This window comes from Bacillus sp. TL12, from assembly GCF_022625245.1.
In the GTDB taxonomy this organism is placed as follows: Bacteria; Bacillota; Bacilli; order Bacillales; family Bacillaceae_G; genus Bacillus_A.
The window spans coordinates 149,770-172,256 of sequence record NZ_JAJJBY010000006.1 but is presented as its reverse complement, the minus strand read 5'-3'; the positions used below and the strand labels follow the sequence as shown (position 1 = coordinate 172,256).

Here is a 22,487-nt window from a genome sequence, read left to right as displayed (position 1 = left end):
TCACTTTTTTAAAACGCTTTCATTTATTGGTTTGCACGTAATGCATGATTCTATATAACTGAAGAACTCTTAGTCCCTTTAATCATCAATAATTTCACATGATAATTCATTAAATACTCTAACCCTTCTAACCATTTTTTCGTCTCTTCCGGCGTCCTTCCCCATACAAGCATTCCATAATTATGAACAAGTACAGCTCCGCCACCTTCTATAAAATTAGGAACATGGTTCTCTAATAAATCAGCAAACTTCTTTTCATTTTCTACAATTGGAATTGTAATCTCTGTAATACCTTCATTTCCAAAAACACGCTCTACAGTACGTTTTTCAAATGTAACTTTCCCTTCTTTTCCATATAACTCTGACATTAAATGACTATCTACAGTTTGAACTTGTAAAATACAATCTGCGTTTCCTTTTTTATAAATATCAGCATGCATAAACGACTCAGATGCAGGTTTTTCATCATTTTCAAATACAGGCTCACACATACTATTTACTACAATAAAATCCTCTTCTGCAAATAGCCCTTTGTCTCTTCCTTCAATATTTACTAAAAATGTTAATGGTTCTTGCGATGTACGCATAGATAGACTAATTTTTGTACCATAAAACCAATCACGAAGAGCTAATTCCATCTTTATATCTCTCAACTCTTGCCATTTCTTTAAAAAAAATAACATTTCGTCACCCCCATGAGAATATCACTATAATGATTTCACCATTTCTATGTAAAAGAAATATTTTTTTGATTATTCTAAAAATTTAATTGAATTATCACATGAGAATCCCTTTTTGTCAATACGATTTCTGCATCCACTTGAAATTTAGGCAAATGTTACATGGCAAAAAGACTCTTTCACAGAGCCTTTTTGTTCATCATTTGAAGCATTTCACTCTTTTCTCGTTCATTAATAATGCCGAGCTTTTGTAATATATTCGCATACAATATAAATTTATTATATAAGCGTTCCGACACTTCTTCCCCTTCTTTCCTCCAGGCAACTTTTTTTCTATTGGTAAATTATATGAAAGAAACCGAAAAATGTGTCCACTTTTTTTGCACCGATACAAAACTTTTTAAACCCTCTCGCATCACCATATACATTCATTTTGATTATTCAGCATATCAATCGCTACTATGAAGCAGAAAAGGTGACCTCTACTTGTTTTCACCTGACATAGGATAAAAAAAGATCTGACCGATTCTATGCATGGTCGGATTCTCTCTCAACTAAAAAGAAGGGTGGATATCGATTATTCATCACCATATCTTCATTTAGATTTTCCAACATATAAATCGCGGTTATGAAAACAAAAAAAGATTTCCGCTCATTTTCTTCTTCTGTTTTCACATGGGGTGGGGCTAAAAAAAGCACTGACCGTTTCTAGCCATGAGCGGATCCTCTCTTCCACCTAAAAGAAATGGTTTTATATCAGTTTTTCACTAGGACAAGAAACATATATTTAACTAATCGTCCAGCGAATATTATTTTTTGTAATGAATTCTTCAAAACTATGCGGCATTTTTTTATCACAAATAACGTGCTCAATATTAGACAAATCGGCAATTCGATAATTTCCTTTTAGCCCAAGCTTTGTATGATCGCATAAAACAAATGTTTTTTCCGCTAACTGAATCATCGCTTCTGATAACTTAGCTTTTTCCAATTCAAAACTTGAAATTCCAAAACTCGGTAACAATCCATCAATTGAAATAAACGCCTTATGAAAATGAAATTGACGAATGACTTGCTGTGAAATAGATCCTGAGACACGACAGTGCTTAGGAGACACCTTTCCTCCAATAAACAATACTTCACCATCAAACATTTTTTTATTTATAGAAGAAATCAATTGGGTGGCAACAGGAAATGAACTCGTCACGACAGTTAAGTTTTTTCGATGTACGAGATAAGGGACCATTTGGAGTGGTGTGCTTCCATCATCGATAACAATTACATCTCCATCTTCTACAAAAGTTGCTGCTTTATAGCCGATTCTTTTTTTTTCTTCAATATATAGCATTTCTCTCTCTAACATAGGTGGCTCTATGCCAGCTCCCGGAAGCTGAACGGCTCCCCCATATACTTTCTTCAACTTCTTTTCCCGGTCAAGCTCTTCTAAGTATCTGCGAATGGTTTCTGTTGATACTGAAAATTCCCTCGCAAGCTCTGAGACTTTCACTTTGCCTTTAAATTCTACTTTTTCAAGAATATTACGCTTTCTCTCTTCTCCAACAACAGACATTACTTCACCTCATTTATCTCGCTTATATAGGCAACCTAATCCCATCTCAAGATTTTGAGATGGGATTTATATGGGGATAGGTTAATAAAAGTTTTGCTTATACAAAATCATAGTTTTCTTCTAAGACACACACTTCTTCATGGATATGAATGCCTCGTTTTTCTAACTCATCAAAAATGATTTTTGGATTTTGAAAAGCTTCTTCAGGCGTTACAACACCGCTTTCTTTCACTTCCCCTTTTGCAATTAGCTCCGTTGCAATTCCAAATGGAATTCCTACATTTCTTGTATAAGCTCGCAGGTTCTCCCATTCTTCGACAGATCCGTCTGAAGTAGGATGCGTATGATATAAAACATGCTGCACTTTTTGACCATTTTTTTCCCCAATCACTTCAACATGAAGTGCATATCCGTATACCGCTGTTTCTTGTCCTTCTTTCGATTGCAGCAAATAGTTTGAAATACAATCCATAATACCAATCCCTTTACCATTCACTTCAATTGTATCGTTACGTAATATACCGTAATCGTATAGAGCACGAACAAGCTTCATATTTTGCTGCGGCCAAGTTCCGCGTGTTTCAATAAGCTGTACTCCTTTATTTTTTAACGCTTTAGCTAGCGTGATTGTTTCGGAGTGAGGGATAATATACTGAACCGCTTTACCATATGGTTCAGGTAATTCAATTTCCCTTGGGCGTGCAAACGGAGGTACTTGTTTGAATTCACCGTTTTCAAATACTGTGCGCGTCGGCAATTTCGGATCATATTCATACGTTGTTGTTTCTGTAATCGAAGCTGAGAATGCAATCGGACGATAGGATCCATGACTTACTCGTACTGACTCTACTGAATCTAACTGATTCGCTGCATACATCGCCATCATTTGTGTCACACCTGGCGTCATACCAAATCCCGGCAAACAAGTTTTTCCATTTTGAACAAATACATCATGCGACTCATTTTCCTCGCCAAATCCATTTAAATTCACACCATGGCACCCAGCCTCCGCAATACAACGCGTAGATAATCCATTTAGCTTAATCGTTGTACCATCCATGACAATGTCATAACCTTTCATTTTTGCTACGGTATCTTCATGATTTGTAACGTCTACTCGCACAAAATCAACACGTGGATCATCTAACCACTCTACTACTTTTCGGCCTTCTTCTTCATTAAAATCTGCAACCGTAATCGTTTCAAAAGATGAAAATTGAACTAAATCTAAAATTGCTTCGCGACAAATTTTCCCGGCTCCGCCTAAACAAAATACTTTCATCCTATAACAGCTCCTTTTGCAATAATATCTACTAATCGGTGAATATCATCTTCGTGCACATCTCCAATATTTCCAATTCGGAACGTATCCACTTTCGAAATTTTCCCTGGATAAATCACAAAACCGTGCTGTTTGAGCTCATTATACAATCTATTAAATTGAAAACTTTCTTCCGGGTAAATAAAAGATGTAATAATAGGAGATTGATATTTTTCATCTACTAACGACTGAAAACCAACTTCTTTCATTCTCTTTACTAATACTTGTTGGTTATTACGATAGCGAGCATTTCGAGCTTGAACCCCGCCCTCTTCTTCTAGTTCAAGCAACGCTTGGTAAAAGGCACGTACAATATGCGTTGGTGACGTAAAGCGCCACTTTCCATTTTGCACTTCCATCGTCTCCCATTGATCATAAAGGTCTAATGATAACGAACGAGCTTGTCCTTTACATTTTTCTAATTCATCACGCCTTGCAATCACAAACCCAAAACCTGGAACACCTTGAATACATTTATTGGCACTACTAATCATAAAATCAATTTGCAAATCTGAAACGTCCATTTCAATGCCACCAAAGCTACTCATTGCATCAACAATTGTAACTTTTCCATACTGTTTCCCTAATTTACATACATCTGCAATTGGATTTATAATCCCTGTCGTTGTTTCACAGTGTACGACAACAACATGTGTAATTGTTGGATCTTTTTGCAATAATTCTTCTACTTCTACGAGATTTGTAGGCTCCCATTCTTCTGTTTGGCTCACAACAACATCAATATGTAACATCTCTGCCATTTGTACAATTCGCTTTCCGTACGCACCATTTGTACAAACAAGCAGTTTCCCCTCTTTCGAAATAACCGAGCCGATCACTGATTCAACAGAAAAAGTACCGCTCCCTTGCATGAAAACTGTTGTATAACGTTCCTCGTCCTTTGTTGCTAATGCTACAAGGTGGCTTCGCACTTCTTGTACCATTGTGTTATATTCAGTGTCCCATGTACACCAATCATATAGCATAACTTCTTTTACAGTTTTTGTTGTCGTTAATGGACCAGGCGTTAATAGTAAATAATGATTGTTATTCATGACTCATACCCCTTTTATGAAATAATAAGTTCTTCTTTTTCGATAATTTCAATTACTTTTAGTAATTCTTGCATTGTTTCAATCGTAAAATGAACCCCATTCTCTACAAAACGCTTACGAACCACTTCCATTTCCCCCTGAAGTTCTACTGGATCCATATTTTCAACTTCCTCTTCTGTTAAACCAAGCTCACTACTACCAAGGATGACACCGACAGTCCACATCCCCGCATTTTTCCCTTCTTTCATATCCGAAACTGTGTCTCCAACCTTTAACATATGGTTCATCGGATATACACCTAGATGCATTGCATTTTTATAACACATCCATGGATGTGGTCGACCAGCCGGAACATCATCTGGTGTGACAAGAAAATCTGGCTCATACCCTTGCTCTTTTGCTTCTTTTGCAACAATATCCATCATTTCTCTCGTATAACCTGTTGTGGAACCAATTTTAATACCTCGGTTACGTACATGTGCAACCACCTCTTTCACCCCAGGAATCGGTGTTGCATATCGCGGTAAGATAGAAAAGAGAATTTCTTCAAACTCTTCATACATTTCCTGTATATCTGCCTCTGTTGGTAGTTGTCCAAAAACTCGCTTCCATTCTTCTCTAATACGAGGCATTTCTGTTAATGCGCGAACATGATCAATTTTCAGTAATCCTATTGGCTTACGTGCTTCTTCGGCTGTGATGACAACACCTCGTTTATGAAAGATTTCCATAAACACTTCTAATGGTGCAAAACATCCATAATCAACTGTCGTACCAGCCCAATCAAAAATAACCGCTTCAATTTTCATTCTATCCATCACCCTTCTTATCTTTTTTGCCATAATGATGTTCGATTTCGAATCGCTTTCGTTCCCCATTCATATAGGGCTCTAACTACAATATTCGTTACAACAATAAGTACACTCATTGCTGCTGCAGGTGCAACGTTTCCGGCGTCATCCATATTCACAATTGAAACTGCTGCCAATTTAAAATCAGCTGCATATAAGAAAACGACCGCCGATACAGTTACCATTGAATTCACAAAATAGTACATCACCATTTCTAAAATTGCTGGTAAGCACATCGGTACCGTTACCCGAAAGAATGTTTTATAAAACGGGATTCCCATCGATTGTGAAACAAGCTCAAACTCTCGATCTAGTTTCTTTAGCGCAGTTGTTGCTGTAACAAAGGTTACAGAATAGAAGTGAATGATATTCACAAGCACAAGAACCGCGATCGTGCCATACAAAGGATGAAACGGATTTGTTACTTCCCATCCCAAAAATTGAATGGTCGGTTGACTAAAGAAAAAGACATATCCTAGTCCTAGTACTAATCCAGGAATAGCGAGCGGTACAATCGAGAAAAAATATCCCACTTTTCTAAAGAATGCTAACTGCTGAATTTTTTCAATCGCATATGCAAACGCAAATGTTAGAATTGCTCCAATAACCGCTGTAATCGCTGAAACAATGACACTATTTTTAAAAGCTTCAATTCCATCTCCTGTTAAACTTGAGAAGTTGAAGTGTTCAAGTGTAAATGTCATATTATACGGCCATACTTTTACACTTGCTGCAACACCAACTGCAACAAATAAAAGAATGATCATAAGTGTAATGATAGTGCAATATATGAACGAAATCGTATCTCTTTTTTTATTAGTAGGAATTCGATATGGAACTGCTTTTGAAGATAAAAAATTCGCTTGTTTTCTTTGAGTAATTCGGTCTACTGCAAATGCGAATATAGCTGGGATTAACAAAATCATTCCGATCGTCGCCCCCATTGGCATATTTTGTTGGCCAATTACTTGTTTGTATACATCCGTTGCAAGCACATTATATTGACCGCCTACGATTTTTGGCGCCCCAAAATCAGTAAAACTAAGTGTAAAAACGACAAACATTGCGCTAATTAGTCCATATTTCACACTCGGTAATGTAACAGTGAAAAATTGTTTTACTTTTCCTGCCCCTAGCATGTTTGACGCCTCATATAAACGATAATCTGAACCTTGAAAAGCAATTAACAAAATAAGAAATGCTTGTGGAAAGGTATAAATAACCTCAGCAATTGTAATTCCAACAGGTCCGTATAATGGAATGTGCAGTCCTTCAAATAAACCAAACAGCCCTTTTGTTACTAACCCTTGGTTACCAAATAAATATGTAAGCGCAATCCCGTGCATCATCGTTGGCGCAAATAACGGCAATAGGGCGATGTACTGAAACAGACGCTTACCAAAAACATTCGTACGCGCAATTGCATATGCATACACAAATGCTAATGTAACTGAGATAATGGTCGTAAGTCCTGAAACCCATACCGTATTTTGCAACGATTGAACAAGAGTTGGTGTTGTAAAATATTTGCTAAAGTTTGCAATGCCAATGAAAACACCGTCTTTATCGTAAAAAGCTTGTGTAAACAGTTGTAGTAGTGGCAATACAAGCATGACAAGAAATGCAAGAAGCATACTAACAACTAACAACCTTTGTATCCACTCTTCTTTCCCGATACTTCTCTTGACTGTTTTTCTAGAAGCTTCTGTTTTATAGTTTTCTAACATTTCCATCTATACAATGACCTTCTTTCCATATGACAGCATATGATTTTCTGAAAATGAAATTTGAAGTGGTTTTCCTTTTCGAATACAATTTTGCTCTGCCACTGATGCTAATACATCCACAACAATTCGCTCATTATAAAGATGTGTCTTCTCGTCTACTACACGTACTTCCGTTCGGTATACAGAGCCACGAAACTCCATATTTTCTACAACTGTTTTAATCCCATCATTTTGCACAATGACAACATGCTCTGGACGAATTGCTTGTTTCCTGTCATTCTCCGAAAAGAAATTAATAGAACCAATAAAATCTGCAACAAACGGATTCGCTGGCTTTTGATAAATCTCCTCTGGTGTTCCAATCTGCATAATCTCCGCATGATTCATAACAACAATTTTATCAGCCATCGTTAATGCCTCTTCTTGATCATGCGTCACCATAATGGTTGTAACTCCTACTTTTTCTTGTAACTCACGCATCTCTCTACGTAATTTCTCACGCACTTTTGCATCAAGTGCCGAAAGTGGCTCATCCAGCAATAAAATATCAGGAGACAGCGCGAGCGCACGCGCAAGTGCAACTCGCTGCTGTTGTCCCCCAGACATTTGAGCAGGATATTTATCTTTCACATTCAACAAATCAACAAGCTCTAATGCTTCTATCGCTTTCTCTTTTACTTCCGCTTTGGAATACCGCTTCGTTTTCAATCCATATTCAATATTTTCAAGTGCTGTTAAATTTGGAAATAACGCATATGATTGAAACACCATCCCTAAATTTCGCTTTCCAGGTGGCAATGCTGTAATATCTTTACCATTAACAGCTATACTCCCTGCTGTCGGCTCTTCTAAACCGGCCAAAATACGAAGTAACGTCGTTTTACCACAGCCACTTGGCCCAAGTAAACAAACAAACTCATTTTTTTGTACTGTAAAAGAAATATCTTTTAACGCTGTAAACGCATCAAACTGTTTTTGAATATGTTGAATTGATAAATATTCGCTCATTTTTCTCTCTCCCACTTACTTTTTCGGTTCTGCTTTTTGACCAAACTCTTTTTCCCAACGTTCTAAAATTTTATCGCGATTTTCAGCTGCCCATTTGAAATCATTATTTTTATATAACTTGTCTGTTACATCTTTCGGGAAACCATCTGGCAGTTTATAATCATTTTTAATCGTTGCAAATCCATTTTTCTCAAAATATAACTTCATCACATCATCTGTAATTGCCCAATCTAAAAACGCTTTCGCAATCTTATCGTTTTTCGCATTATCTTTCTTAATTAATGCATTGGCTTCTACTTCCCAGCCCAATCCTTCTTTTGGAAGAGCCACTTCAATTGGTGCGCCTTTTTGTTTTTCTTTTAAACCGCTATAAATCATAGACACTCCGACTGGGTATTCACCGGCACCTGCTAATTTTGCTGGTTTTGACCCTGAATGCGTGTAAGTTGCAATATTGTCATGAAGTTTCTTCATATAATCCCAACCTTTATCTTCACCCATAATTTGTAGCCATGCAGATACCGTTAAAAACCCTGTTCCAGATGAAGCTGGATGCGGCATAACAACCGTTCCTTTATATTCTGGTTTTGTTAAGTCTTCATATGATGTTGGCATCGGTAAGTTTTTCTTTTTGAGCTCTTCTTTATTAACAGCAATCCCTGTCATAAACGCCGTATTTCCAACCCATTTCTCTGGCTTTTTATCATCTTTAAATTGCGGAAGTACACGATCTACACCTTTTGGAGAATATTCTTTTAACATTTCTTTCTTTTCTAGAGCTAGAAGACTAGAAGCTGCTGTTCCCCATACAACATCTGCCTGTGTATTTTTTCCTTCCGCTAACAATTTCGCTGTAATAACCCCGGTTGAATCACGAACGATATTTAATTTCACATCTGGATATTTCTTTTTAAAGGAATCAAGATAAATAGGGACAAGTTCTTCTTCAATCGCTGTGTAAACTGTTAATGATCCGGACAATTTGTCACCTTTCGCTTCTGCCCCCGCAGTTTCTTCTTTCTTAGCACCACATCCCATTAATAAAGAAAATACTACCCCGGTTGCTACAGCTTTAAAGAATGTTTTTTTCACTGTTTCTCTCTCCTTTTATTTTTCTTATGTACAACTCCAATATAAACGCCAAGTGTAAAAGCAGTATTAAACCAACATTAATCTTTTGTTTGTTGTTTGTTTTTGTGTAATACGTTGTTACTTCAATGTTTTTACATGTTTTTCTCCCACTAAAAAACAGAAAATTTACAAATAATTAAAAAAAGATTAAAAATCCCACAAAAAAATGAGGCGTTTGTAAAAACGCCTCATTTTTGCTTACCCTTTTTTGAATTACGATTTGCATATTTCGCTGGATTTTCATTTTCATACTCTACCGCAAATTCCGCATCTGGCAGACTTTCTTTTGGAGTTTTATTATGATTCATTGCCGCATGTTGCTTTACTTTTCGTTTTACCATTTACAATACCTTCCCTCACTGTAATGACATATCACTTTCTATATTAGTTTGGGGAAACATTCGAAAATTATTGATGGGAAGTGTTAACAAGTACAAAGTAACATATATAGGGAAACATTATATATGAACAAGGAATTTACATTTCCTACTACAATAAAGAAGGAACGATTATTTTGAAAAAAAAACAACAAATTGATTCACCCATTTTAGATGAGACACTTCCGCATCAGATGAACTTTCCTTCCTTTAAAGGTACAGGAAAACAAATGCAACAACCTTTTATCAATCAATATGATGTTGTAATTGGAGATAGTAAATACAATTCAAAAAATAGCCCACTTAACAATTGGAGTGATGAAGTTGATCCAGCTATCATGGCTGGCAAGGAATGGATTCACCCAACAAATGATATCGGATGGATTTCAGAAGAAAATCAAGAAGTGTTACAAAACAAAGCAGATAGAGCTGAAGATTCATTTATGCACCCTCAATTTGGTATTAACGATTAAAAAACCATTCTACCTTCACAGGTAGAATGGTTTCACTTTATCCAATGATAATTCTCTCTTTCGGATATTTATAGCGAGGTGGTTGTTCTCTTCCACCACTAGCCAAAATAAATGTTAAGATACCAACACGCCCAATAAACATAAGAATAATTAATACAAGCTTTCCAATAGTGGTTAAATCAGAAGTGATGCCTGTCGATAGTCCAGTCGTTCCAAATGCAGAACATACTTCAACAATTAAACTCATTAATGGTACGTCTTCAGTCATTGACAAAATAAATAGCGCCGAAGCACATAATAAAATCCCCATCGTCATCACAACAGATGCTTTTAAAATATCTTCTTCATGTAATTGGCGTTTAAAGACACGTACCGTTCTACCACCTTTTGCAAACGTATATAAAGAAAGGATGTTTACAGCAAACGTCGTCGTACGTATCCCTCCTCCAACTGAACTTGGTGAAGCACCAATAAACATTAAAACACTCATAAATAAAAGCGTCGGCTGTGACAACTCCCGTATATCCATTGTCGCTAATCCGCCACTTCTCGTTGTAACGGATTGGAACAGTGTATAGAACACCGTTTCATGCCAAGTTTTCCCTACTAAAAATTGATTTCGCTCCAGTAAAAAAATAACGATTGTTCCAACAATAACAAGTGAGAAAAATGTCGTTGTCGTTAGTTTTGTAAATAGTGAAAAACGAAATAATTGATGTTTTCTCTTACTCAAGTACTGCTTTATCTCCATTAATACCGGAAATCCGATTGCTCCTAAAATAATAAGTAGCATATGAATAATTTGTACAATATAATCGTTTTTATATGGAATAAGCGACTGACCTGTTAAATCAAACCCACCATTCGTCGTCGCACTAACAGCGGCAAAAAAACCGTGAAAATACGCTTCCTGCCAAGTTGGAAAATAGAGTAAAAACCTTGTTCCCAAGAGAAGGGCTCCAACTGCTTCTATTGAAACAATCAAAATTAAAATAGATCGCATGAGCTCAACGAGACCTGACAAATTTCCTTGGTTATGGTCTGCCATAATTAATCTTCTTCGCTGCAGACCAATTTTTTTCCCTGTTAACATCCAAACAAATGTACCAAGTGCCATAATTCCTAAACCACCTAATTGTAATACAAGCGCTAAAACAATAATACCTGCTGTATTAAATGTATCTGGAATAGAAACGACGGAAAGTCCTGTAACACTTACAGCACTAACAGATGTAAATAACGCATCTATAAACGTCCACTTTACACCCGGTTTAATGAAAAATGGAAAACTTAATAAAATGACCGAAACAATTACTGCTATAAAATAGAATAAAACAATAAGCTGCACCGGACGTAGTTTTTGTAAAAATTTCTTTATATCTCTCATTCCATCACTTCGCTACCTTTTTTCTATCGATTAAACAAAGAAAAATCACCATTTTCTTTATTTGTAAATAACTGCTGAAATAGTTTTGCAAATACCATTCCATATACAGTTCCATTTCCCCCATACGGTAATGCATAGTACAAATTAGAGATTTTCCTATCTTCTTTTAAAATAGGAAGTCCATCACGACTTCCCCCAAATGCAGCAGCCCAATAATATTCAGCTCTTACATTTGAAAGATTTGGAAACATCTCCTGTATCATTCTAGTAAGCACTTCTCGTTTATGCAATAGCTTTGTATCACCAAATTTCTGAATTTGCATAGCTTCATCCAATCCGCCTACAATAATTCGATTCTTATACGTACGGAAATATAAATACGGACGAGCCGTTTCCCAAATTAATGATTGTTCGTGCCATCCATTAAAATGCTCTTGTTCATTTGTAACGATCGCATAAGAAGTTTCTACTGTTGCATTCGCTTCTTTTTTTCCAAATAGCATTTCATATCCTGTAGCCACAATCACTGCTTTCGCGACAATTTTCTTACCCGTTTTTATATAGGAAACTATATCTTTTTGAACTGACTTAATATGCATAACTTCTGTATTTTCGAAAATAGAAGCTCCTAGTTGGTTTGCTTTATGTATAAGACCATGTGCTAGCATATACGGGTTCACTTCCGCATCTCCCTCTGTATATAATGCCGCCGGTTTTGTAAATGAATATCGTTTCTTAATATCAGATTCTGTAAAATACGTAGCAGGAAATCCGTAACGTTGTAATATACGATACTCTTCTTGAAGGGATAAAATATCTTCATTCTGACTCGCATAATATAAACTGCTTTTTGGAATGAAACAAGAGTCCATATCTAACTTTGAAACAACCCGTTCTAATGTCTGTAGTGCCTCATAACAAAGCTGATAAGTACGTACCCCTTTTTCTTCTCCAAACGTATGAATCATAGAAGTTAATGATTTATCATGAGCAACTTGAAGTATTCCTGTATTTGCAAGCGTGCTCCCATTTGCAATTTTTCGCTTATCAATCAATATAACTTTCATTCCTAACAACGTTAAAAAATATGCAATATGAGCACCTGTTTCACCACTTCCCACAATCAACACATCACATATCATATCACTTTCTAATAGTGGATAACAAGGCATAGAAGCTTCTTCATTCCAGTATAACTTCCCTAATGTTAATTTCATAACTATGCTCCTAAAATTTAATTTCCTTCCTTTTAGTTTTTGTTACTTTACATAAAAAAATCCAGCTAGTCTGTACTAGCTGGATTTTCCATTTCATTCGTATGAACAAACAAGATATTTGTTCAAGCCATCACTGCTTTACTTCAATTAGAGCGTTCCTCAAGCCAGTTTCCAACTGTAGGATACGTTTGTTTTACAGCAGTTCCGCCATATACAATTGACATATGTCCTGTCGGCAAGCACACATACTGTTTATCTGTACTAGAAATATGATCTAAGAGCGCCTCTACTTGGCATGGCAATGCAATATGATCACGTTTTGCAGAAATATTTAATACATTTGCCTTAATGTTTTCAAGTTTTATTTTTTGGCCTCGAATTACGAGCTCACCTTTAACCAATTTATTATTTTGATAAAAATCGCGAATCCATTGTCGATATGATTCACCTGGGAATGGAATACCATCTCCAACCCATTTTTGAACGAGCTTCCAGCTTTCTACAAAGCGTTCATTTTCTGAGCGATCAAGTAAAGCAACATATGGACCAACGAAGTTTGTAATCGGTTTTAACATTTTATTTCCAAAATCAATCATTTCCGGTGGAATATTTCCGAATGTATCCACCGCTTTATCTAAGTTAAAATACTTTTCATCTAATAACGGGCCATATAATCCTGTTTCAGAGAAATCAAACGGACTTGTCATAAAAATCAAATTACGAATTGGCATATGTGGATGAAGTGCTGCATAAATGGATGTTAGCGTTCCTCCCATGCAATAACCAAGTAAAGAAATCTCGTCCGATTTTGCAGTTCGCATGACCTTCTTAACTGCTTTTGCAATATAGTCGAATACAAAATCATCGAATTTCAAATGACTATCTTCTAACCCGAATGTACCCCAATCAAGCATATATACATCAAAACCACGGTCCACTAAATATTCCACCAAACTATTTCCTGGTGTTAAATCCATAATATATGGCTTATTAATTAGCGCATAAATTAATAAAATTGGAACCGAATGTGTTTTTTCCTGCTTTGGAATGTAACGATACAGCTTCGTTTTATTTTTCGTCCAAATGACCTCTTTGGGAGTTAAACCAACTTGTGGCTCTGGTTCACGCAACAAAACCTCACTCGCTCTTTTAAAACGACGATATGCTTTTCGATATTCTTCTGGGTATAGTTCTAATTGCTTTTCCCATTCCGTTACGAATGTAGTCATTTTCCTATCTCCTTTTTGATTGATTTCCTTCTTCAAGAAAGAAGTGCACTCCTGCTATGGATATGCACTTTCTTCTTCCTTCATTACATATATAATCCGCCGTTAATATTTAACTGTTGACCAGTGATATACGCTCCATCACGGCATAGGTATACAACACCTTTTGCAATCTCATCAGCTTGTCCAAAACGTTTCTTTGGAATCTTAGAAACGATTTTTTGGCGAACATCTTCTGGTACTTCTGCTACCATTTCTGTATCAATAAATCCTGGGCAAATCGCATTCACCGTTACATTTGTTTTCGCAAGTTCTAACGCTAATGATTTTGTAAACCCTAACATACCAGCTTTTGCTGCTGAATAGTTTGTTTGGCCAAATCCACCCGCTTGTCCAATAATAGAAGAAATGCTAATGATTCTACCTTCTTCTGATTCTGTTATGTAAGGAAGTGCCGCACTCGTTGTATTAAATACGCTACTTAAATTCACATCGATTACGCGATCCCAGTCTTCACGATTTAATTTTTTGAATGTACGATCTCTTGTAATACCAGCATTATTCACAAGAATATCTACCTTACCAAAATGATTTACCGCTTCATCTACAAGGCGCTTTGCGTCTTCTAGCTTAGAAACATCTGCTTGTACTGCATATACGTCATGACCTTCTAACCCTAATTCATTCACTAGGTTTTCAGCTGCTTCTTTACTGCTATTATAGTTAATAACAACCTTTGCTCCCTCTGTTGCTAACGCTACTGTAATCGCTTTTCCAATCCCTTTTGCTCCACCTGTTACGATTGCTACTTTACCATTTAATTGAGTCATTTCTTTTCCCCCTTTAATGAATTTATGAACGATAATGAATGAATCGAATTAGCACTTATATAAAAAGCACCATATATAATATTTTTTCGCCGTTATACTGCCTGCAAAAAGGATTCTCCCTCCCCTTTTTGATACAAGTAAATAAGGCGCTTCATAACTATTTTTTATTTTCTGGTTTCACAGGTGCTTTCGCCGCTTCTTTCACGGGTTCCTGTAATTTTGCTAACACTTCATTTTGTTTTTCAAGTAATTCTAAAATCTTGTCTACCTTATTTTCTAATGTACGAATATCTTGTTTCACTTTTGTTACATCACGCTTTAGCGTAGGAGATTGTCCTAGAGATTCTGCTTTTTCTTCCAAAAATTCTTCAATGTTATCAACTTTATTTTCTAGGTTGATAACAAGCGTAGCTACCCTTGCAATATCATCTTGAGTTGGTATATTCACTTTTTCTAAATAGCCCTTCGTTGCATCATTTAACATCTTCTGATAAAACAAGTTCAAATCTAGAACGCTTCCCATCCAAGCAGAATACTCTTCTGTTTTGATTGTTTCATTGAGCGCTTTTCCCCAAAATGTTTCAGTCTGTTCATAAGCTTCTTTCCATGCTTGTAGTGGATCGAATTTTTGATCAATCACTTCTCCTACACTCCTTTATTCGTTTTTGAAACAATTCATCCTATTCACTATTTTCTAATATTCTGAATAAAACTTCAAGTCTGTATTTTATTTTTTTCTATATTCCAACAAATGTATTGACATTGAAAACAGATAGGTGTAAATTGCACTTATAAGCAAAAAATTCCATCTAACTGATTCATGAGGTGATGCACAATCATGCTACATAATGAACCAGACCAACAAGAAAGTTTGGAAAAAAACCAAGCGAAACAACCAAACTCCATGCCAAAAAACTTCTTAGTTCCCTTCTTACTTCTATGTCTAAAAGACTGGAGTCTTCACGGTTACAAACTAATTCAAATGCTAATGGATATCGGCTTCTCTTCCGTTGACCAAGGTAATGTGTATAGAACATTACGCAAGTTAGAAAAAGAAAACCTTATTTCTTCTACTTGGGATACAAGTGAAGGTGGGCCAGCAAAGCGAATTTATTCTTTAACAGAATATGGAGAGCAATATTTAGCAACATGCGCGACCTCTTTTGAGCATTACCAAAATATGCTGCGGACGTTTTTTACGTTATACACCAACGCATTCTTTCCATTTTCTACTTCTCCAGAAAAGGATGAGAAAAACTCTTCATCTTCACCTGGTGGTACAGCAGAATAATCTGCGTTCACAATATGCAAAAAAACATTTGGAGGTCAAACAATGGAAACTAAACCATACGAACTTGTCGATGCATTTTGGAAAAATTGGTCACACTCTCTTTCCCTTTTCTCTTCAGCAGGGAAACAATTAGAACAACTTACTTTAGAAACATTAAAACAACAACAAGATGCTTTGCATAAATTAACAGCAGGGGTAGATGAACTCGAAAAAGAACTACAACAATTCACTACTCAATTGAATAGTCAATATACAGAATACGTGAAGCAATTCACAGGAAATTCCTTAAATGAACAAATTAACGAATGGCAAGACAAATGGAATGAACTTTCTAATCATATTCATCAACTAACTGTGTCTCCAACAAAAACATCTTTGACAATTCTTACACAAACGAGTGGCCAGTTTGAAGAAACAACAAAGCAATTCATTGAACAACAACAACTTCAACGGAACGAGGTTCAAAAACAACTAGAAAGTTTTTTGGAAGAATTCAAATCTACGCAGTTGGAACTCGTACAAAAGTTCGAGGAAAACTCAAAAAATCTATTTACTTCCATCAAGTAAGAAAAATGTGGCAGCTTACCGCAGAACAAACTAAACTCTTCCTTCCTCCTATTACATCAAGATGGCTTACATTTTTCGATATGGAAAAGAAGGAGGAAAAAATGAATCCATTTCAAGAAGCACAGTCTGTTCAAGAGCTTCATTATGATGAGATTCAAGTTGGCGATCAAGCATCCTTAACAACAACGATTACGAATGAAGACATTATCACTTTTGCAAAACTGACTGGGGATGTAAATCCAATTCATATTCTAGACTCTTTTGCAAAAACCACAATGTTTAAAGAAAGAATTGCACACGGTATGCTTGTTTCAGGATTTATTTCTACCGTTCTTGGAACAAAATTACCAGGAAAAAACACAATTTATTTATCACAAAATGTATCATTTCGGGCACCTGTAAAAATTGGTGACACTTTACGTGTCGTCGCAGAAGTGATCAAAAAACGTGATGATAAAAAGATTATTACGTTGCAAACAAATGTATATAATCAATTGAATAACCTAGTTGTCGAAGGGACAGCAACAATACTGAAAAAAGAGTAGCAAATTTGCTACTCTTTTTTCGTATCCAATAACTTCTAATCTCACCGATTACTTCCGTGTATGAGCAAACATATAACACATACACTAACGATACCAGTTTATACAGTGAGCCCACCTCTTCACTGCTCATAAAAAAAAATAAACTGGAATATACATTAGGATGTGTTATAAATGGTAAAAACAAATAAATTACTTGTTCCTGGTGCTGAGCAAGCATTGGAACAATTTAAATATGAAATTGCTCAAGAGTTCGGTGTAAGCTTAGGTTCTAATACAGCATCTCGTTCTAACGGATCTGTCGGTGGCGAAGTAACAAAACGTCTTGTTTCCTTAGCACAACAGCAATTACGTGGATAATCCTATAACAATGGCGTCAGGAGGCAGACACACTCTGCCTCCTTTCTTTTTGACAACATACATTATCATCCTTCTTCACATACTACAAAGAGCAAATCGAAAGGACAGATGTATACTATGAAACGGATTAACATCAGAATGAGTCCACCTCGTGTACTTACATTATCTTTTATTACATTAACCATTATCGGAACATGTTTATTAAAACTACCTATCTCTACTACAACACCCATTTCTTGGCTAGACGCTCTATTTACAACTGTTTCTGCATGTACAGTTACAGGACTCGGCGTTGTCGACACCGGAAAAGTATTCACCTTATTTGGCCAACTCGTCATTTTAACACTCATTCAAGTTGGCGGCCTCGGGATTATGAGCTTCGCTGTATTAATCGCGATTATGCTCGGAAGAAAAATCGGTCTCCAAAATCGAATTTTACTACAGCAAGCATTAAACCAAACAAATATCGGCGGAGTAATCCGTCTCGCAAAATCATTATTTTTATTTTCTTTTACCATTGAATGTTTTGCTACCCTCCTTCTTGCTTTTGAATGGATTCCCAAATACGGTGTTTCCAGCGGACTATATTATAGTTTTTTTCATGCTATTTCAGCATTTAACAACGCTGGATTTTCTATTTGGACTGATAACTTGATGTCACATTCTCATAGTATACTCGTCAACGTAGTCATTTCGTCTCTCATTATTTTAGGCGGAATTGGCTTCACAGTCGTAGTGGATATAAAGAGAAAACGCAACTTTAAGAACCTTACGTTACACTCTAAACTTATGCTCTCATCTACTCTTATTGTAAATATAGCTGCTACAATTTTAATTTTTATATTCGAATTCCATAATCCCATTTCCATGAAAGGCTTTACACCATTTGAAGAAGGACTCGCAGCCTATTTCCAAGCCGTTTCCACACGCACAGCTGGATTTAATACTGTTGATATGGCTCAATTAACAAAACCATCACTTTTACTAATGATGTTACTTATGTTCATCGGTGCTGGTAGTGCTTCAACAGGCGGAGGCATTAAATTAACAACCTTTTTAATTATGTTATTAGGGGTACTTAAATTTTTGCAAGAGAAAGATGATATTGTCATCTTTAAAAAATCAATCAAAGATGGTTTAATTGTAAAGTCACTTGCCATTGTAGTCATTTCAATCTCATTTATTTTCTTCGCTATATTAATTTTAAGTATCACTGAACAAGTTCCCCTCTTACTAAGTGCCTTTGAAGTATTTTCAGCATTTGGGACTGTTGGGCTCAGTATGGGACTTACCCCAAAACTCACAATAATTGGGAAATTAACTATTATATTTATGATGTTTTTTGGAAAAATGGGTCCTTTAACATTAGCATTTTCTTTTGCACGAAAAAAACAAAGAAAGGTAAAATATCCAAACGAAGACATTTTAACAGGTTGACAAACATTTACATCATCCATATAATAAGAATATAATAGCATATCTCCAAAGGGGAGTAGCGTCCGAGAATTTATTCTTGGAAACAAAGTCGTCATTACGTAGAACCTAGTTCTTCCGGCTTTGTTGGCATTTCATTACATATGTCTAGCAAGACCTTTGCCTATTAACGGCAGAGGTCTTTTTTGCATTTTTTCCAGTTCCTCCCACCGTTGATAAGCTGGAGTATGGGGAAACTAAACAGTGGGGAAACCTCTTCACTTGTTTAATATTTATACAAATGAGAGGAGAATGTACATGGATGTATCATTATTATTGGAGTATGGTTGGGTATTATTAATTTTAGTTGCACTGGAAGGAATTTTAGCAGCTGATAACGCGCTAGTTCTTGCAATCATGGTAAAACATTTACCAGAAGAAAAACGAAAAAAAGCACTATTTTACGGTTTAGCAGGAGCTTTCGTCTTCCGCTTCGGATCATTGTTTATGATTTCTTTCTTAGTCGACGTATGGCAAGTGCAGGCAATCGGTGCGATTTACTTAATGTTTATCGCTGGTAACCACTTATTCAAAACATACGTTAAGAAGAATTCACATGAGGAAGCTGCAGAGAAAGAATCAAAAAAGAAACAAGAAAATTTTTGGTGGACAGTATTTAAAGTTGAAGTTGCTGATATTGCGTTTGCTGTTGATTCTATTTTAGCGGCTGTTGCATTAGCAATGACTTTACCAAAAACAGGTCTTGGTACAATTGGTAGCCTTGATACAGGACAGTTCCTAGTTATTTTTGCAGGTGGGATGATCGGATTAATTATTATGCGATTTGCTGCGACTGCGTTCGTACAACTATTAAAACGTAAACCAGGATTAGAAACTGCTGCTTTCTTAATTGTTGGTTGGGTTGGTGTTAAATTAGCTGTTTACACATTAGCTCACCCTGCTTTAGGTGTTATTCCACACAGTTTCCCAGAGTCTACTACATGGAAATTAATATTCTGGACTGTATTAATCGGAATTGCAGCTGGCGGTTGGTTCTTCTCAAAAGATACAAGTGTCCAAACTATACAAAAGAATTTGGATGAAAAAGCGCTGTAACAACAGCGCTTTTTTCATTGACCTCAAAAATAGATAAAGGATCCATTGAGTGTTACTTTCCCTCTTTTTTCAAGCATATAATATTATAATACAATTTGTTAACGCTTTCATTTTGAAGGTATGTCCTTTTTGTGAAATATTGAACAACCTTATTGAAACGAGAAGTAAATACGTGTACTTTATTCATATAAGGAGTATTTACAGACAATGCACTAAAGGAGCGTATTACTTATGCTAGAACAAGGATTAGCTTACGTTGTACAGCTTGCACAGAAGAAGAAACACATGTTGGATGCAAATCCAATACAATATTTCATTCGTGCTGCACTAGCTGGGATTTATATTGGCTTTATTATTGTATTATGTTTTAAACTTGGTAACTTTTTTCATATCGCAAATTCACCCGGAACATATTTAGCAGCTTCTATGTTTTTCGGAATTGCACTTGTCTTAATTATATATGGCGGAGCTGAATTATTTACAGGGAATACAATGTATTTTACAGTCGCAACTCTGCGAAAAGAAACTACAATTGTCGATACACTTCGCAATTGGGGTGCTTGTTATGCAGGTAATTTAGCAGGTGCAGTATTTTTCGCATTACTATTTTATGCAACTGGTATTTTTGAAGCAATTGATCATGAACACTTAATGAATACAGTCGTTGAAGGAAAAATGGGAACACCTACAATGCAATTATTTTTCAAAGCGATTTTATGTAACTGGCTTGTGTGCCTTGCATGTTTCCTTCCCTCTCAAGTAAAAGGAGATACAGCAAAAATACTTATGATGATGTTTCTTGTCTTCACTTTCTTCTTATCTGGTTATGAACATAGCATTGCAAACTTATCACTATTTGCATTATCTTTAATATCACCACACCCTGATACAATCTCTTTCGCCGGTGCTATTCATAACTTAATTCCGGTTACAATTGGGAACATTATTGGTGGATCCGTATTCGTTGGTATGGTGTATCATTATTTAATTATAAAAAATCCAGAGCCTAAAGCGGCAGAAGATAACTTAGAAGCAATTCAACAAGAAGAAATTATACCTTTACAAGCACATATGAAGCACTAAAAAAGTTCCAAGGACCCCTTGGAGCTTTTTAACTTCCAGTACATTTCACCTGTATATTTGAAGAAATCTCGCTCACTTCTTTCCCCTTATTTATCCCGCACTAACGAGCAGTAATACTCCCACCTCAAAATTCGGCGGGAGCAAAGAAGTTAGGTGGGAGATAAACTGCCCGTAAAGGCCCGATTGGTTCAACTAATAATCAGTGGGGGATGAGGAAAACCCCCACTGATTAAAGTTTCACTTTATCCGGTCCAACATATACTGCATACCAATTGAATCGTTTGTATGTAAATGAATTTCCTTTGCGTATAGACCTTCTGTACAAAAAATTTCTAAAAAATCCAAACCATTTTTTTGACGCCATCCCATATTATAGTCAAGAGATAGGATACTCACATCATGGTCTCTAACAATTTTGATAGCCTCTTCCACCGTTGTTACTAAAACATAACCGAATGGACAAGGCCTTTGATCCTCTACCTCTCCTTTTACTCCAAATATACTATAGCCAAATAACAGACTGTTCCAAGTGCAATAAACGGTCCAAATGGTAAAGCTTGTTTTCGATTCATCCGTCTTAATAAAATAGCCATTCCGAAAAAACAAAGACTCGTGCTAGAAGCAAAACAAAGCACAATAAAAATTGCTTTCGCTCCTATTATAAACCCAAGTAGTGAAAGTAATTTCACATCGCCTCCTCCAAGTCCATCCGGAAATATGATTTGAACGAGATATAATACAATAAATATCGTTCCTCCACCTATCAAGCTATCCCACCAAGGAACAAGAGGGATAAAAATAATCTCTATCATAAATAAACAAGCGAAAGAAAATAAAATCACATCTGGAATTAACATATAGAACAAATCTGTCATTGTAATAATAATAAGTAAAGAAAGTAACGTCCATATAAAAAGAAGCTCTTTTTCCATTCCCATCATACACGCAAAAAAAAGAAATGCTACCCCTGTTATCATCTCAAACAATGTGTAAATAAAAGGTATTTTCATTTTACAGTGAATGCAGCGACCTCTTTGCAAACAAAACGAAACAATTGGAATAAGTTCTTTCGGGCTTAACGTATGGTGACAGCCATGACAATAAGAACGCGGAACAATAATAGATTGTCTCATTGGAATACGTACTGCTACAACCGTATAAAAAGAACCAAGCACCGTTCCTATTAAAAAAGCATATAAATAAAATGTCATACCATCCTCTCCTTTCCCCAAAAATATAACAAAAAGAGTGCGTTACTTCCA

General features: G+C 36.0%; 24 protein-coding genes. 8 read left to right on the top strand and 16 right to left on the bottom strand.

The window, feature by feature from the left end; genetic code table 11:
• Positions 1-50: 50 nt before the first annotated feature.
• From LOK41_RS08330 to LOK41_RS08290, 9 genes are all read right to left on the bottom strand, one after another.
• A complete protein-coding gene (locus LOK41_RS08330; RefSeq protein ID WP_174099467.1) occupies positions 51-683 on the bottom strand; it encodes a class II aldolase/adducin family protein in 633 nt (210 codons plus the stop codon).
• Positions 684-1,467: 784 nt separating this feature from the next.
• Positions 1,468-2,250: a DeoR/GlpR family DNA-binding transcription regulator gene (locus LOK41_RS08325; protein WP_241816054.1), complete on the bottom strand. Its 783-nt coding sequence runs from the start codon at positions 2,248-2,250 to the stop codon at positions 1,468-1,470.
• Between the two features lie 97 nt (positions 2,251-2,347).
• Entirely contained in the window at positions 2,348-3,532 is a 1,185-nt protein-coding gene (locus LOK41_RS08320) for a saccharopine dehydrogenase family protein (protein ID WP_241816053.1), read from the bottom strand.
• Positions 3,529-4,626 carry a 2-aminoethylphosphonate--pyruvate transaminase gene (phnW, locus tag LOK41_RS08315; RefSeq protein ID WP_241816052.1) on the bottom strand — a complete coding sequence of 366 codons (1,098 nt, stop codon included), beginning with the start codon at positions 4,624-4,626 and terminating at the stop codon, positions 3,529-3,531. Before phnW ends, LOK41_RS08320 begins: the two co-directional genes overlap by 4 nt.
• A gap of 14 nt (positions 4,627-4,640) precedes the next feature.
• Entirely contained in the window at positions 4,641-5,435 is a 795-nt protein-coding gene (phnX, locus tag LOK41_RS08310; RefSeq protein WP_241816051.1) for a phosphonoacetaldehyde hydrolase, read from the bottom strand.
• 17 nt (positions 5,436-5,452) lie between these two features.
• On the bottom strand, positions 5,453-7,210 hold the full coding sequence (locus tag LOK41_RS08305) for a putative 2-aminoethylphosphonate ABC transporter permease subunit (protein ID WP_241816050.1): 1,758 nt from the start codon (positions 7,208-7,210) through the stop codon (positions 5,453-5,455).
• On the bottom strand, positions 7,211-8,212 hold the full coding sequence (locus LOK41_RS08300; protein WP_241816049.1) for a putative 2-aminoethylphosphonate ABC transporter ATP-binding protein: 1,002 nt from the start codon (positions 8,210-8,212) through the stop codon (positions 7,211-7,213).
• Between the two features lie 15 nt (positions 8,213-8,227).
• Entirely contained in the window at positions 8,228-9,304 is a 1,077-nt protein-coding gene (locus LOK41_RS08295) for a putative 2-aminoethylphosphonate ABC transporter substrate-binding protein (RefSeq protein WP_174099460.1), read from the bottom strand.
• 227 nt (positions 9,305-9,531) lie between these two features.
• Positions 9,532-9,684, bottom strand: coding sequence for a hypothetical protein (locus LOK41_RS08290; RefSeq protein WP_000240797.1), 153 nt, complete (start codon positions 9,682-9,684; stop codon positions 9,532-9,534).
• Between the two features lie 173 nt (positions 9,685-9,857).
• Between LOK41_RS08290 and LOK41_RS08285 the strand changes: the two genes are divergently transcribed.
• Complete coding sequence (locus LOK41_RS08285) at positions 9,858-10,193, top strand: DUF3905 domain-containing protein (protein ID WP_241816048.1); 336 nt, start codon at positions 9,858-9,860, stop codon at positions 10,191-10,193.
• Positions 10,194-10,230: 37 nt separating this feature from the next.
• On the opposite strand, the gene LOK41_RS08280 is transcribed toward LOK41_RS08285, so the two are convergent.
• From LOK41_RS08280 to phaR, 5 genes are all read right to left on the bottom strand, one after another.
• Positions 10,231-11,580, bottom strand: coding sequence for a TrkH family potassium uptake protein (locus LOK41_RS08280; protein ID WP_241816047.1), 1,350 nt, complete (start codon positions 11,578-11,580; stop codon positions 10,231-10,233).
• Positions 11,581-11,603: 23 nt separating this feature from the next.
• Positions 11,604-12,797 (bottom strand): NAD(P)/FAD-dependent oxidoreductase, encoded by a 1,194-nt coding sequence (locus tag LOK41_RS08275; RefSeq protein ID WP_241816046.1) that lies wholly within the window; start codon positions 12,795-12,797, stop codon positions 11,604-11,606.
• A gap of 143 nt (positions 12,798-12,940) precedes the next feature.
• On the bottom strand, positions 12,941-14,026 hold the full coding sequence (gene phaC / locus LOK41_RS08270) for a class III poly(R)-hydroxyalkanoic acid synthase subunit PhaC (protein ID WP_241816045.1): 1,086 nt from the start codon (positions 14,024-14,026) through the stop codon (positions 12,941-12,943).
• Positions 14,027-14,109: 83 nt separating this feature from the next.
• Positions 14,110-14,853, bottom strand: coding sequence for an acetoacetyl-CoA reductase (locus LOK41_RS08265; RefSeq protein ID WP_174099455.1), 744 nt, complete (start codon positions 14,851-14,853; stop codon positions 14,110-14,112).
• Between the two features lie 157 nt (positions 14,854-15,010).
• Positions 15,011-15,493 (bottom strand): polyhydroxyalkanoic acid synthase subunit PhaR, encoded by a 483-nt coding sequence (phaR, locus tag LOK41_RS08260; protein ID WP_174099454.1) that lies wholly within the window; start codon positions 15,491-15,493, stop codon positions 15,011-15,013.
• Between the two features lie 198 nt (positions 15,494-15,691).
• Between phaR and phaQ the strand changes: the two genes are divergently transcribed.
• The 7 genes from phaQ (at position 15,692) to LOK41_RS08225 (ending at position 21,225) form a co-directional block, all read left to right on the top strand.
• The gene (gene phaQ / locus LOK41_RS08255; protein WP_241816044.1) at positions 15,692-16,144 is read left to right on the top strand and encodes a poly-beta-hydroxybutyrate-responsive repressor; all 453 of its coding nucleotides are present in this window, start codon (positions 15,692-15,694) and stop codon (positions 16,142-16,144) included.
• Positions 16,145-16,186: 42 nt separating this feature from the next.
• Positions 16,187-16,711 (top strand): polyhydroxyalkanoic acid inclusion protein PhaP, encoded by a 525-nt coding sequence (gene phaP / locus LOK41_RS08250; protein ID WP_174099452.1) that lies wholly within the window; start codon positions 16,187-16,189, stop codon positions 16,709-16,711.
• A 101-nt stretch (positions 16,712-16,812) separates the two neighbouring features.
• Complete coding sequence (locus LOK41_RS08245) at positions 16,813-17,256, top strand: MaoC family dehydratase (protein WP_241816043.1); 444 nt, start codon at positions 16,813-16,815, stop codon at positions 17,254-17,256.
• 171 nt (positions 17,257-17,427) lie between these two features.
• Complete coding sequence (locus LOK41_RS08240; RefSeq protein ID WP_000241213.1) at positions 17,428-17,613, top strand: alpha/beta-type small acid-soluble spore protein; 186 nt, start codon at positions 17,428-17,430, stop codon at positions 17,611-17,613.
• 117 nt (positions 17,614-17,730) lie between these two features.
• Positions 17,731-19,050: a TrkH family potassium uptake protein gene (locus LOK41_RS08235; RefSeq protein ID WP_241816042.1), complete on the top strand. Its 1,320-nt coding sequence runs from the start codon at positions 17,731-17,733 to the stop codon at positions 19,048-19,050.
• A gap of 294 nt (positions 19,051-19,344) precedes the next feature.
• Complete coding sequence (locus tag LOK41_RS08230; protein WP_241816041.1) at positions 19,345-20,142, top strand: TerC family protein; 798 nt, start codon at positions 19,345-19,347, stop codon at positions 20,140-20,142.
• A 231-nt stretch (positions 20,143-20,373) separates the two neighbouring features.
• Positions 20,374-21,225, top strand: a complete 852-nt coding sequence (locus LOK41_RS08225) for a formate/nitrite transporter family protein (protein WP_241816040.1) — start codon at positions 20,374-20,376, stop codon at positions 21,223-21,225.
• Between the two features lie 237 nt (positions 21,226-21,462).
• Here LOK41_RS08225 and LOK41_RS08220 read toward each other — a convergent pair whose 3' ends face one another.
• Both LOK41_RS08220 and LOK41_RS08215 read right to left on the bottom strand, forming a co-directional pair.
• Complete coding sequence (locus LOK41_RS08220; RefSeq protein ID WP_241816090.1) at positions 21,463-21,726, bottom strand: cyclic-phosphate processing receiver domain-containing protein; 264 nt, start codon at positions 21,724-21,726, stop codon at positions 21,463-21,465.
• Positions 21,714-22,463 carry a prepilin peptidase gene (locus LOK41_RS08215; protein WP_241816089.1) on the bottom strand — a complete coding sequence of 250 codons (750 nt, stop codon included), beginning with the start codon at positions 22,461-22,463 and terminating at the stop codon, positions 21,714-21,716. Before LOK41_RS08215 ends, LOK41_RS08220 begins: the two co-directional genes overlap by 13 nt.
• Positions 22,464-22,487 lie beyond the last annotated feature (24 nt).

Bases quoted from the DNA above. Each gene is read 5' to 3' on its own strand.
- LOK41_RS08330 (WP_174099467.1), bottom strand. From the start codon at position 683: ATGTTATTTTTTTTAAAGAAATGGCAAGAGTTGAGAGATATAAAGATG.
- LOK41_RS08325 (WP_241816054.1), bottom strand. From the start codon at position 2,250: ATGTCTGTTGTTGGAGAAGAGAGAAAGCGTAATATTCTTGAAAAAGTA.
- phaQ (WP_241816044.1), top strand. From the start codon at position 15,692: ATGCTACATAATGAACCAGACCAACAAGAAAGTTTGGAAAAAAACCAA.
- LOK41_RS08320 (WP_241816053.1), bottom strand. From the start codon at position 3,532: ATGAAAGTATTTTGTTTAGGCGGAGCCGGGAAAATTTGTCGCGAAGCA.
- LOK41_RS08280 (WP_241816047.1), bottom strand. From the start codon at position 11,580: ATGAGAGATATAAAGAAATTTTTACAAAAACTACGTCCGGTGCAGCTT.
- LOK41_RS08245 (WP_241816043.1), top strand. From the start codon at position 16,813: ATGAATCCATTTCAAGAAGCACAGTCTGTTCAAGAGCTTCATTATGAT.
- LOK41_RS08235 (WP_241816042.1), top strand. From the start codon at position 17,731: ATGAAACGGATTAACATCAGAATGAGTCCACCTCGTGTACTTACATTA.
- phnX (WP_241816051.1), bottom strand. From the start codon at position 5,435: ATGAAAATTGAAGCGGTTATTTTTGATTGGGCTGGTACGACAGTTGAT.
- LOK41_RS08275 (WP_241816046.1), bottom strand. From the start codon at position 12,797: ATGAAATTAACATTAGGGAAGTTATACTGGAATGAAGAAGCTTCTATG.
- phaP (WP_174099452.1), top strand. From the start codon at position 16,187: ATGGAAACTAAACCATACGAACTTGTCGATGCATTTTGGAAAAATTGG.
- LOK41_RS08265 (WP_174099455.1), bottom strand. From the start codon at position 14,853: ATGACTCAATTAAATGGTAAAGTAGCAATCGTAACAGGTGGAGCAAAA.
- LOK41_RS08230 (WP_241816041.1), top strand. From the start codon at position 19,345: ATGGATGTATCATTATTATTGGAGTATGGTTGGGTATTATTAATTTTA.
- LOK41_RS08300 (WP_241816049.1), bottom strand. From the start codon at position 8,212: ATGAGCGAATATTTATCAATTCAACATATTCAAAAACAGTTTGATGCG.
- LOK41_RS08225 (WP_241816040.1), top strand. From the start codon at position 20,374: ATGCTAGAACAAGGATTAGCTTACGTTGTACAGCTTGCACAGAAGAAG.
- phaC (WP_241816045.1), bottom strand. From the start codon at position 14,026: ATGACTACATTCGTAACGGAATGGGAAAAGCAATTAGAACTATACCCA.
- phnW (WP_241816052.1), bottom strand. From the start codon at position 4,626: ATGAATAACAATCATTATTTACTATTAACGCCTGGTCCATTAACGACA.
- LOK41_RS08290 (WP_000240797.1), bottom strand. From the start codon at position 9,684: ATGGTAAAACGAAAAGTAAAGCAACATGCGGCAATGAATCATAATAAA.
- LOK41_RS08305 (WP_241816050.1), bottom strand. From the start codon at position 7,210: ATGGAAATGTTAGAAAACTATAAAACAGAAGCTTCTAGAAAAACAGTC.
- LOK41_RS08240 (WP_000241213.1), top strand. From the start codon at position 17,428: ATGGTAAAAACAAATAAATTACTTGTTCCTGGTGCTGAGCAAGCATTG.